Annotated in this window: 8 protein-coding genes; 2 read left to right on the forward strand and 6 right to left on the reverse strand. The window is 65.4% G+C overall.

All coding sequences use genetic code 11. The features are described 5' to 3' along the window. Positions 1-123: 123 nt before the first annotated feature. The 3 genes from ripB to QOC76_RS27990 all read right to left on the reverse strand — a co-directional run bounded on the left by ripB (position 124) and on the right by QOC76_RS27990 (position 2,969). Entirely contained in the window at positions 124-834 is a 711-nt protein-coding gene (gene ripB, locus QOC76_RS27980; protein ID WP_526362667.1) for an NlpC/P60 family peptidoglycan endopeptidase RipB, read from the reverse strand. A 23-nt stretch (positions 835-857) separates the two neighbouring features. Then, complete coding sequence (gene ripA / locus QOC76_RS27985; RefSeq protein WP_526362653.1) at positions 858-2,246, reverse strand: NlpC/P60 family peptidoglycan endopeptidase RipA; 1,389 nt, start codon at positions 2,244-2,246, stop codon at positions 858-860. A 186-nt stretch (positions 2,247-2,432) separates the two neighbouring features. Next, positions 2,433-2,969, reverse strand: a complete 537-nt coding sequence (locus tag QOC76_RS27990; RefSeq protein WP_526362655.1) for an Rv1476 family membrane protein — start codon at positions 2,967-2,969, stop codon at positions 2,433-2,435. 160 nt (positions 2,970-3,129) lie between these two features. Between QOC76_RS27990 and acnA the strand changes: the two genes are divergently transcribed. Both acnA and QOC76_RS28000 read left to right on the forward strand, forming a co-directional pair. After that, positions 3,130-5,940: an aconitate hydratase AcnA gene (gene acnA / locus QOC76_RS27995; RefSeq protein ID WP_526362657.1), complete on the forward strand. Its 2,811-nt coding sequence runs from the start codon at positions 3,130-3,132 to the stop codon at positions 5,938-5,940. A 41-nt stretch (positions 5,941-5,981) separates the two neighbouring features. Further along, positions 5,982-6,545 (forward strand): TetR/AcrR family transcriptional regulator, encoded by a 564-nt coding sequence (locus QOC76_RS28000; RefSeq protein WP_526362659.1) that lies wholly within the window; start codon positions 5,982-5,984, stop codon positions 6,543-6,545. On the opposite strand, the gene QOC76_RS28005 is transcribed toward QOC76_RS28000, so the two are convergent. From QOC76_RS28005 to QOC76_RS28015, 3 genes are all read right to left on the reverse strand, one after another. Beyond that, positions 6,546-6,734 (reverse strand): helix-turn-helix domain-containing protein, encoded by a 189-nt coding sequence (locus tag QOC76_RS28005; RefSeq protein ID WP_526362661.1) that lies wholly within the window; start codon positions 6,732-6,734, stop codon positions 6,546-6,548. It lies immediately after the preceding gene. Positions 6,735-6,833: 99 nt separating this feature from the next. Beyond that, positions 6,834-8,462 carry an ABC-F family ATP-binding cassette domain-containing protein gene (locus tag QOC76_RS28010; RefSeq protein ID WP_526362663.1) on the reverse strand — a complete coding sequence of 543 codons (1,629 nt, stop codon included), beginning with the start codon at positions 8,460-8,462 and terminating at the stop codon, positions 6,834-6,836. Positions 8,463-8,482: 20 nt separating this feature from the next. Beyond that, positions 8,483-8,838: enoyl-CoA hydratase/isomerase family protein (locus QOC76_RS28015; RefSeq protein WP_526362665.1), on the reverse strand; the 356-nt coding region annotated here is incomplete at its 5' end.

The following is an 8,838-nucleotide window of genomic DNA, read 5'->3' on the forward strand; positions in this document are numbered from 1 at the left end:
ACGTTGTGTCTGGTAAAGACGCAGGTCGTGCGCCGCGGGCGGGGTGCCCGCCGTCAACTATTCCAGGCACTACGGAATCCGTCGACGTCGCCCGGGACTGCTCAGGGTCCACTCAGGCCGGTCTCAGGATTCGATGATGCGGGCGGCGTACGGCTGCAATCCCGAGGTGCGCACCGGGCTGACCGTCACCTTGCCCGCGCTGCCCGACGCCTCGAGCATTCGCCCGCCGCCGAGGTACATGGCGACGTGCTGGCTGCCGCCGGGTCCCCAGAAGATGAGGTCGCCGCGCTTGGCCTGGGCCACCGGCACCTTGCGTCCGGTGTCGTACTGGTCACCCGAATACTTCGGGATCTGCACACCGAGGCCGGCGAACATGTAGCGGGTCAGCCCCGAGCAGTCGAAACCGATTTTTCCGGCGTCGTCGTCGACGCCGGGCCCGGGGCCGGTGAGCGTGCCGCCTCCCCATGAATACGGCACGCCCATCTGCGAACCGCCGCGTCGAATCGCATACTCGATCGCTTGCGGCCCGCGAACCCGGCCTCCGGGCATGACGGCACCCTGGCTGCTGCTGCTGCCGCCGAGCCCGATGCTGGACAGGAATTGCTGTCCGAGGTTCGAAGTTGTCTGGAGGGCGAGCTGGCTCACCTGAAACGAGGCGTTCGCGATCGCCACCGGATCGCCTGGGGCGCCGGAACTGACGATCTTCGGAAGCGTGGGATCCCATTGCCCGTCCTCGGGTGCGGCCGCGGCGGGCATGGCCAACCCGAGTGCGAGAGTCAGCGCCGCCAAAACCGGTACGACGATCCTCGCGCAACGGGAGCCGTTGTGGCGCATGAAGTTCAAAAGAATCTCTCGCATCAGTATTCGATGTACCGGACCACGTACGGGGTCATGCCGCTTGTTCGCACCGGCGAAACCTTCACATGGGAGCCGGTGTAGGGCGCCTCCAGCATCTGGTTGTTGCCGAGGTAGAGTGTCACGTGCTGGCTGCCGCCCGGTCCGTAGAAGATGACGTCGCCGCGCCGCATCTGCGATGACGGGATCTTGCGGCCCAGGTCGTATTGCGAACCGGAGTAGTGCGGCAACTTGATACCGACGCCTGCGAAGGCGTACAGGATCAGGCCCGAGCAGTCGAATCCGACTGTGTTCGAGCCAGAATCGATGCCGGTGCTCGCACCGGCGGCATTGCCACCGCCCCATGAGTACGGCACGCCCAGCTGGGACCCCGCACGCTTGATGACGTACTCGGAGGCCTGCCTTCCGTACACGCGCGGAATCGCACCGTTGGTGTAGCCGCTCGGTGTCGGCAGAATGCCCATCTTGCGCAGAAAGTTTCGGCCCATGTCGGCGGTGTACTGCGCCGAGGTCGACGACATTCCGAGCACCGAGTTGATGATTGCGATCGGGTCGCCGCTAACGAACGCGCTCGGGATCGCGGGCAGCGTCGGATCCCACAGGCTCTGGTCCCAGTTCCCCGCAGCGGGCGCAGGAGTACCCGGCGCGCGGTCCCAATTCGCCGACGGGTTCGCCAGCGGCGCCACGGGTTTTGACCGGCCTGACGCCGGCGCCGACCAAGCGCGGGCTTGGGCCAGCTTGGCCTGGGCGGCGTTACGCTCGGCGGTCAACTCCGTCAGCCGGCCCTGCTGGTCGGCGAAGGTCTGCTGGGCGGACTTCAACGCGGACACCGCCGCGTCCTGGCTGGACCGCGCGTCCACAGTGGCCTGGTCGGCCTTCTCCTTGGCCAGCCGTGCCGCGGACTCCTTGTTGACCTGCTCGGTGCGCGCCCTCTGCAAGTCCGCCACGACCTGATGTGCGCTGGTGGCCAGCGTCTGGCCCGCCGAAGCGGTGTCGATGATGTCGGCGGGGTCGGCCGCCGTCAGATACGAACTCGACGGCCCGCTGACATAGGTCGACGCGGCGAAGGTGTCGAATCGCTTCTGCGCGGACGTGATCGCGGCGGTTGAGTCGTCGACCGCGTGTTTGCTGGCATCCACATCCTGTTCAGCCGCCGCCGCGTTGTCGCGCGCGGTCTGCACATCGACGATGGCCTTGTTGACGCCTTCCTGCTGGGCCTGAACGGCTGCGCCGAGTTCCTGCAGTTTCTGGTTGACGTTGGCGATAGCTGCGACCAGCGATCCGACGGAGTCCGGACTACTGGGTTCGGCGGCCGCTAATCCGCCGGGTGTGTAGAGGGCGGTCGCCACGAGGATGCCGAGGGACGCGAGCGCGCGAGCGGTGCGTCTCATCCGACTCGGGTCTCCTCGCAGAAGTCACAAAAACAACAACTACACCATCAGGTACTTCTGCACCGTACGTCACAACTGACGCTAACGAAACTCTAGTCACAAACTACATATCTGTAATTAAACGGAGTGTGACCGAATGGTGATATTCGAATTCGCCGTCTGCTTATGTCCAGCGTTATGCCGGCCTTATTCGGAGGCTTTCGGCTCGATTTCGGCCGCGTCGGCCTTGCTCCGGACCTGCAGCGATCGGGCCGCGACGGCGGCGGCCAAAACCAGGACAATCAACACTACGGAGAATGTTGTCCACGGAAAATGAGGCGTCGTCAACTCGCTCACGAAATTCTTCGACGATTGAACGGGGTCGCCGTTCTTCGCGATATCTTGGCCGGCCTCGAGCGTCGCCCGATCGAACTCCTTGCTGTAGGTGCCTGCCCACGTCGGGCTCATCGCCAGCACGGTCGAACCCGGGTACGCCTGCCCCACCTCGGTCGCGATATCGCGCAGCGGGGTGTCGATCGGCGGATTGGAGGCGATGGCCACGATTTTGAGATCGATGCCGTGCTGGTGTGCGTCGGCGATCACCTGGCGCAATTCCGGCACGGCTTTCGCATCGGCAGGGGGCACGCTCACGCCGTCATCGCCGACATCTGCAAGCACTTGGTTCATATCGACGTCCGGCGGGATATACGACGGGAGGAACGGGATCACGTGCGGGCCGGTCACAGGAGAAACCGTACGCGATACGCACCGCGGAAAGTGGCAGCACGCACCCGTCAAGACGAGACTGGAACCCACCGGGCTTGCCATACAGGACAAGCGTACTGTTAGATCGGAAGCGCCGCCGACACAGCCCGTCGCGGCGATTACTTAGCCGGGAGTTGATGTGAGCAGCAAGGATTCGTTTGGAGCCCACGACACCCTGAAGGTCGGGGACAAGAGCTATGAGATCTACCGCTTGGACGCGGTACCCGGAACCGAGAAACTGCCCTACAGCCTCAAGGTGCTCGCCGAGAATCTGCTTCGCACCGAGGACGGCTCCAACATCACCAAGGAGCACATCGAGGCGATCGCGAACTGGGATCCGGACGCCGATCCGAGCGTGGAGATCCAGTTCACCCCCTCCCGCGTCATCATGCAGGACTTCACCGGGGTGCCCTGCATCGTCGACCTGGCCACCATGCGGGAGGCCGTCGGCGACCTCGGCGGGGATCCCGACAAGGTCAATCCGCTGGCCCCCGCCGATCTGGTGATCGACCACTCGGTGATCGCCGACCTCTTCGGCACGGCCGACGCCTTCGAGCGCAACGTGGAGATCGAGTACGAGCGCAACGGCGAGCGCTATCAGTTCCTGCGCTGGGGCCAGGGCGCATTCAACGACTTCAAGGTGGTACCGCCCGGCACCGGGATCGTGCACCAGGTCAACATCGAATACCTGGCACGCGTGGTGTGGGAGCGTGACGGTGTCGCCTATCCGGACACCTGCGTCGGCACCGATTCGCACACCACCATGGAGAACGGTCTCGGCGTGCTCGGCTGGGGCGTCGGCGGCATCGAGGCCGAAGCGGCCATGCTCGGCCAGCCGGTCTCGATGCTCATTCCCCGGGTGGTCGGCTTCAGGCTGACCGGCGAGCGGCCGGCCGGTGTCACCGCCACCGACGTCGTGCTCACCGTCACCGAGATGCTGCGCAAGCACGGCGTTGTCGGGAAGTTTGTCGAGTTCTACGGCGACGGTGTCGCCGAGGTGCCACTCGCCAACCGCGCCACCCTGGGCAACATGAGCCCCGAATTCGGCTCCACCGCAGCGATTTTCCCGATCGACCAGGTGACGATCGACTACCTCAAGATGACCGGCCGCAGCGAAGAACAGCTGGCACTCGTGGAGGCGTACGCCAAAGAGCAGGGCATGTGGCACGACCCGGAGCGTGAGCCGAAGTACTCCGAGTACATCGAGCTGGACCTGGGCGATGTGGTCGCGTCGATCGCCGGTCCGAAGCGTCCGCAGGACCGCATCGCGCTGACCGACGCGAAGACGGCGTTCCGCAAGGACATCCACAACTATGTGGAGGAGAACCTGCCCGTCGAGCACACCAAGCTCGACGAGGCCGTCGAAGAGAGCTTCCCGGCCAGCGACCCGGCGGTGCTTTCGTTCGACGACAGTGACACTGCCCTGCCGTCGGCGGCCGTCGGCTCCAACGGCAGGCCGAGCAAGCCGGTGGAGGTCAAGTGCGAGGGCCGCGGTGAGTTCGTCCTCGACCACGGTGCCGTCGTGATCGCGGCGATCACATCGTGTACCAACACCTCCAATCCCGAGGTGATGCTCGGCGCTGCGCTGCTGGCCAAGAATGCCGTCGAGAAAGGTCTCACGTCCAAGCCGTGGGTCAAGACCACGATGGCGCCGGGTTCGCAGGTGGTCACCGACTACTACGAAAAGGCGGCGCTGTGGCCCTATCTGGAGAAGCTCGGCTTCTATCTGGTCGGCTACGGCTGCACGACCTGCATCGGCAACTCCGGCCCGCTGCCGGAGGAGATCAGCAAAGCCATCAACGACTGTGATCTGTCGGTCGCTGCCGTGCTGTCGGGCAACCGCAACTTCGAGGGCCGGATCAATCCCGACGTGAAGATGAACTACCTCGCGTCGCCGCCGCTGGTGATCGCGTATGCCTTGGCAGGCACCATGGACTTCGACTTCGAGTCGGAGCCCCTTGGTCAGGACACCGACGGCAACGACGTGTTCCTCAAGGACATCTGGCCGTCGCAGCAGGACATCAACGACACCATCGCCTCGGCGATCAGCACGGAGATGTTCACCAAGAACTACGCCGACGTGTTCAAGGGCGACGAGCGGTGGCGCAATCTCCCGACGCCGAGCGGCAACACGTTCGAGTGGGACGAGAACTCCACGTATGTCCGCAAGCCCCCGTACTTCGACGGCATGCCGCCCGAACCGGAGCCCGTCACCGACATCACCGGCGCCAGGGTGCTTGCGCTGCTGGGTGATTCGGTGACCACCGACCACATCTCCCCTGCGGGCAGCATCAAGCCGGGCACACCTGCCGCGCAGTATCTCGACGAGCACGGGGTGGACAAGAAGGACTACAACTCCTACGGCTCACGACGTGGAAACCACGAGGTGATGATTCGCGGCACGTTCGCCAACATCCGGCTGCGCAACCAGCTGCTCGACGATGTGTCCGGCGGCTACACCCGCGATTTCACCAACGGCGGCAAGCAGGCGTTCATCTACGATGCCGCGCAGAACTACGCGGAGCAGGGGATCCCGCTGGTCGTGCTGGGCGGCAAGGAGTACGGGTCGGGTTCGTCGCGCGACTGGGCCGCCAAGGGCACAACTCTGCTGGGTGTGCGCGCGGTCATCACCGAATCGTTCGAGCGCATTCACCGCTCCAACCTGATCGGCATGGGTGTCATCCCGCTGCAGTTCCCCGAGGGCGAGTCGGCTGCTTCGCTCAAGCTGGACGGCACGGAGACGTTCGACATCACCGGCATCGAGGCGCTCAACGACGGCAAGACGCCGAAGACGGTGCACGTGAAGGCCACCAAATCGGGCGACGCGGACGGCACGGACAACACCGTGGAGTTCGACGCGGTGGTGCGCATCGACACCCCCGGCGAGGCGGACTACTACCGCAACGGCGGCATCCTGCAGTACGTACTGCGGAACATGCTCAAGTCATAGGCGACACAATCGATCAGCGCTCGCACGAGGAGTAACACAAGTTGCCCCGGGTAACCGACGATCATCTGGCGGCGCGTCGTCGTCAGATCCTCGATGGTGCCCGGCGGTGCTTTGCCGAGTACGGCTACGACAGGGCCACCGTACGCAGGCTCGAGCAGACCATCGGGCTGTCGCGCGGCGCGATCTTCCACCACTTTCGGGACAAGGACAATCTGTTCTTCGAACTGGCCCACGAAGACGCAGAGCGGATGGCCGATGTCGCGTCGCGCGAGGGCCTGATCCAGGTCATGCGCGACATGCTGGCGGCGCCCGAACAATTCGATTGGTTGGCCACTCGCCTCGAGATCGCGCGCAAGCTTCGCAACGACCCGGCGTTCAACAAGGGATGGTCGGAACGGTCGGCTGAACTGTCGGCCGCGACCACCGAACGATTGCGCAGACAAAAGCAGGCCGGGCGGCTACGCGACGACGTGCCCAGCGACGTACTGCACATGTATCTGGATCTGGTCCTCGACGGTCTGGTCGCGCGACTGGCCTCCGGTGACGACCCCGAAAAGCTCGGGGCTGTTTTGGACCTCGTTGAGACGTCCGTGCGCCAGCAGTAGTCAGCGTCGGGTGCGGTGGTTCGGGCCGCCGCGACTGCGCATCGTGGTGCCGGACTCCCGCAACATGCTGTGTATCGAGCCGTACGAACGGCCCGTTGTGGCGACCAGTGTGCGAATGCTTGCGCCCCCCTCGTAGGCGCTGCGCAATTCCTGTAGCAACTGGTCCCGCGATTTGTTCAGTTTCTTCATCGACACCTCCCCGCTGTGATGCCCCGACGAATACCCAGCGTAAGAGAGCCGAAACCATACTCACGACAGATGGAAACAAACGGCGCGGCGAATGTCGCGTCAGGCCAATTCGATGAGTTCGGCGTAGTCCTGCGACCAGAAGTCCTCTGTACCGTCGGGAAGCAGCACCACCCTCTGCGGATCGAGCGCCTCCGCGGCACCGGGATCGTGGGTCACCAGCACCACCGCGCCGCGGTAGCTGCGAAGTGCGTCGAGCACCTGCTCCCGCGACGCCGGATCGAGGTTGTTGGTCGGTTCGTCGAGCAGCAGGACGTTTGCCGTTGAGGCGACGAGACCCGCAAGGGCAAGCCGGGTCTTCTCGCCGCCGGACAGCGTGCCCGCAGGCTGATCCAACTGCGGGCCACTGAACATGAAGGCGCCCAACAAGCCTCGCAGATCCTGCTCCCCCGTGTCCGGAGCCGCGTGGCGGATGTTCTCCCAGACCGTGGCGTGGTCGTCGAGGGTGTCGTGTTCCTGTGCGAAGTAGCCGATCTTGAGCCCGTGACCCGGTTCCAGCCCACCGGTGTCCGGTGTCTCGACGCCGGCGAGCAGGCGCAGCAGCGTGGTCTTTCCCGCGCCGTTGAGGCCGAGCACCACGACCCGAGAGCCACGGTCGATGGCCAGATCGACACCGGCGAAGACCTCGAGCGAGCCGTACATCTTGGTCAGATCCTTGGCCACCAGTGGGGTCTTGCCGCACGACGCCGGGCTGGGGAACTTGATTCGCGCGACCTTGTCGGCCACCCGCTCCTCGTCGAGCGCTGCCATCATCCGGTCGGCGCGGCGCAGCATGTTCTGCGCAGCAACGGCTTTGGTGGCCTTGGCGCCCATCTTGGCGGCCTGGGTGCGCAGCGCCGTGGCCTTGCGTTCGGCGTTGGCGCGCTCGCGGCGGCGCCGCTGCTCGTCGCTGGCGCGCGCGTCGAGGTACTTCTGCCAGGACATGTTGTAGACGTCGACCTCGCCGCGCACGGCGTCGAGGAACCACACCCGGTTGACGACGTCGGCGAGCAGCTCGACGTTGTGGCTGATCACCACCAACCCGCCGGTGTGGCCGCGCAGGAACTCGCGCAGCCAGCCCAAGGAGTCGGCATCGAGGTGGTTGGTCGGCTCGTCGAGCAGCAGCGTCGTCGACGAGCCGGCCCCGCTGTCCGATGCGGCGAACAGGATGCGGGAGAGTTCGACGCGGCGGCGCTGACCGCCGGACAGGGTGCGCAGCGGTTGGGTGAGGACCCGATCGGGCAGGCCAAGGCTCGCGCAGATCCTGCTGGCCTCGCTTTCGGCGCCGTACCCGCCGAGGGCGGCGAACCGCTCCTCGAGCTGGCCGTAGCGGCGCACCGCACGGTCGCGGGTGGCGTCGTCGGCGACCTCTGCCATCAACGCCTGCTGCTTCTCCAGATCCGTCAGCAGGGTGTCAAGACCACGCGCCGAAAGCACCCGGTCGCGGGCGAGGGTGTCAAGGTTGCCTTCCCTGGGATCCTGTGGCAGATAACCGATTTCGCCGGTCCGCGCGATGCTGCCCGCGTAGGGCTCACCCTCGCCTGCCAGGATGCGCATGGTCGTCGTCTTGCCCGCGCCGTTCCTGCCGACGAGCCCGATGCGGTCTCCGGGCTGCACCCGCAGCGCGGTTCCGTCCGTGGACAGCAGCGTGCGCGCGCCTGCGCGGACCTCGAGGTCCGTTGCGGTGATCACGCTACTTCTCCTTGGTGCTGTTACTTGTCGTCGGTGAAGACCGCGGGCCGCTTCTCCGCGCGCGCGGCTACCGCCTCTTCGAAGTTCGCGGTGAGCAGGCGCACGAATAACTGTCCCAGGCCTTCTGCCTGCATGTGCCCTTCCAGGCTAGCGGCATCCAGTCCAGTCCACAGTGTGCGCTTGGTCAACTCGATTCCCGGCCGGGAGAACCCCGCGATCCGCTCGGCCATCTCGTAGCAGGTGTCGAGCAGCCGGTCGCCAGGCACGCTTTGCGACACCAGCCCGATGCGTTCGGCTTCCTGGGCGTCGACATCGCGGCCGGTCAGCATCAGTTCGAACGCCCGTGACGTGCCGATCGCCCTCGGCAGCAGGTAGC

Source organism: Mycobacterium sp., from assembly GCF_032159565.1.
In the GTDB taxonomy this organism is placed as follows: Bacteria; Actinomycetota; Actinomycetes; order Mycobacteriales; family Mycobacteriaceae; genus Mycobacterium.